At 68.7% G+C, this 1,360-nt stretch carries 2 protein-coding genes and 1 pseudogene; 1 reads left to right on the top strand and 2 read right to left on the bottom strand.

Translation table 11 applies throughout. The features are described 5' to 3' along the window. Positions 1 to 57 precede the first annotated feature (57 nt). A pseudogene (locus FV230_RS28320) lies at positions 58 to 570 on the bottom strand (3'-5' exonuclease); the annotation flags it as partial. Positions 571 to 597: 27 nt separating this feature from the next. Next, a complete protein-coding gene (locus FV230_RS28315; RefSeq protein ID WP_147844720.1) occupies positions 598 to 951 on the bottom strand; it encodes a hypothetical protein in 354 nt (117 codons plus the stop codon). On the opposite strand from FV230_RS28315, the gene FV230_RS28310 reads away from it, so the two are divergent. Beyond that, positions 950 to 1,177 carry a hypothetical protein gene (locus tag FV230_RS28310; RefSeq protein WP_147844719.1) on the top strand — a complete coding sequence of 76 codons (228 nt, stop codon included), beginning with the start codon at positions 950 to 952 and terminating at the stop codon, positions 1,175 to 1,177. The two genes, FV230_RS28315 and FV230_RS28310, sit on opposite strands and share 2 nt — an antisense overlap. Positions 1,178 to 1,360 lie beyond the last annotated feature (183 nt).

Raw genomic sequence — 1,360 nt, 5'->3', positions numbered from 1 at the left:
CGCCCGACGGCTCCCCCCCAATGCCCCAAGAAGAGGGCCCGGTCCAGCCCGGGGCCGCTACTTGCGCATGCCGATGAACGGCGTTCGGCGACCGGCGGCGGCGCGCCATTCGTCCAGGAAGCGGCCGAGATGGTGACGGTCCGAACGTTCGGCTTCTAGGTACGCGATCAGCCCGGCCACGGCACCATTGTGCGATGCGGCGTCCGTCCTGCCGGCCAGGTAAGCCCAGCGGACGTAGAGAACCGCCAGGTTGAGCGTATCCGTCTCGCAGTACGCTCGGACACGCTCGACCTGTCCGTCCTCGATCATCGCGGCGACGAGCGAGCCGTGTTCGCCGAGCTTGCCGGGCAGGCCGATCATCATTGCGGCCTCCTCCAGAGTAAGCGCCGGAGCGGCACCATGGTCGGACATGGCGTCCATGAGTTCGACGTGCCAATCGGCGGCATAGCGCTGACGATAACCGTTCCACCGATCGCTTCGAACGAACCAAGGCGCGGCGTCCACGCCGTGCATGAGGGAGCGTGCCAGGATCGTCGGCATGTCGAATCGCCGCCCGTTCCACGTAACGAGTCGGAACCGGCGCGCGGCGAAGAAACGCTAGAAGGCGGCCAGCAGCCGCGCCTTGTCGGGTATGGCCTCGTCCCCGCTGCGGCACTCGGAGAACGCGTATGCCTCCACCCCGTCCACGCGGGAGAGTTCCGCGACAACGAATGAGATCGCCACGATCCTGTGCCACGCGCACTTCGGAAAGCGCTCCGCGGGCCAGTCGAGCGGTACGAGCTCGGGGTCCGGAACGGTCTCGATGTCGAGGAACAGGACGGCATTATGCAAACCCGAGTGGGTAACCGCCGCGGAGGGTCGAATGGCATCGAGGCGATCAGGACCAGCCGTCCGCGGCTCCGCGGCACTCCCCGGCGTGCCACGGCGAACCTCTCCGTCAACGCGAGCCATGGCGGCCTCGCTCAAGGGGTTCGCCGACGCGACCACCGGCGGCGGGATCGTCACGACCGCCATCTCGCAGGTGACTGACACGCTGAACCCGGTGGCCGACAAGTTGTCGTCGGTAACCACCGCCCTGACCGTGCTGACGGTGGTCGGGTCTGTCTTGGCCGCTGCCGGCATTGCCTACCGCCTGTGGGCCAAGGGTCGCGAGCGGGCCCTCGACGACGCCCCTTAATCGGGCACTCTCGGTCGCGGCCCCGGCCAACAACAACGCGGTGTCGGCCGGGGCCGAGGCCGAGCCCGAGCAGCAGGCCGCCGCCTAATACCCTGCAGCCTCGCCCCCGCCGTCGCCCTCGCGGCCGTGCTGGCCGGCCCTTTATGCCCAGGAGCCTCGAAGCCCGCGCCGCGACGATTGAAG

It is taken from the genome of Methylobacterium sp. WL6 (assembly GCF_008040095.1).
In the GTDB taxonomy this organism is placed as follows: Bacteria; Pseudomonadota; Alphaproteobacteria; order Rhizobiales; family Beijerinckiaceae; genus Methylobacterium.
The sequence above is the reverse complement of the archived record's forward strand: the minus strand, read 5'-3'. Positions and strand labels throughout refer to the sequence as shown.

Bases quoted from the DNA above. Each gene is read 5' to 3' on its own strand.
- FV230_RS28315 (WP_147844720.1), bottom strand. From the start codon at position 951: ATGGCTCGCGTTGACGGAGAGGTTCGCCGTGGCACGCCGGGGAGTGCC.
- FV230_RS28310 (WP_147844719.1), top strand. From the start codon at position 950: ATGGCGGCCTCGCTCAAGGGGTTCGCCGACGCGACCACCGGCGGCGGG.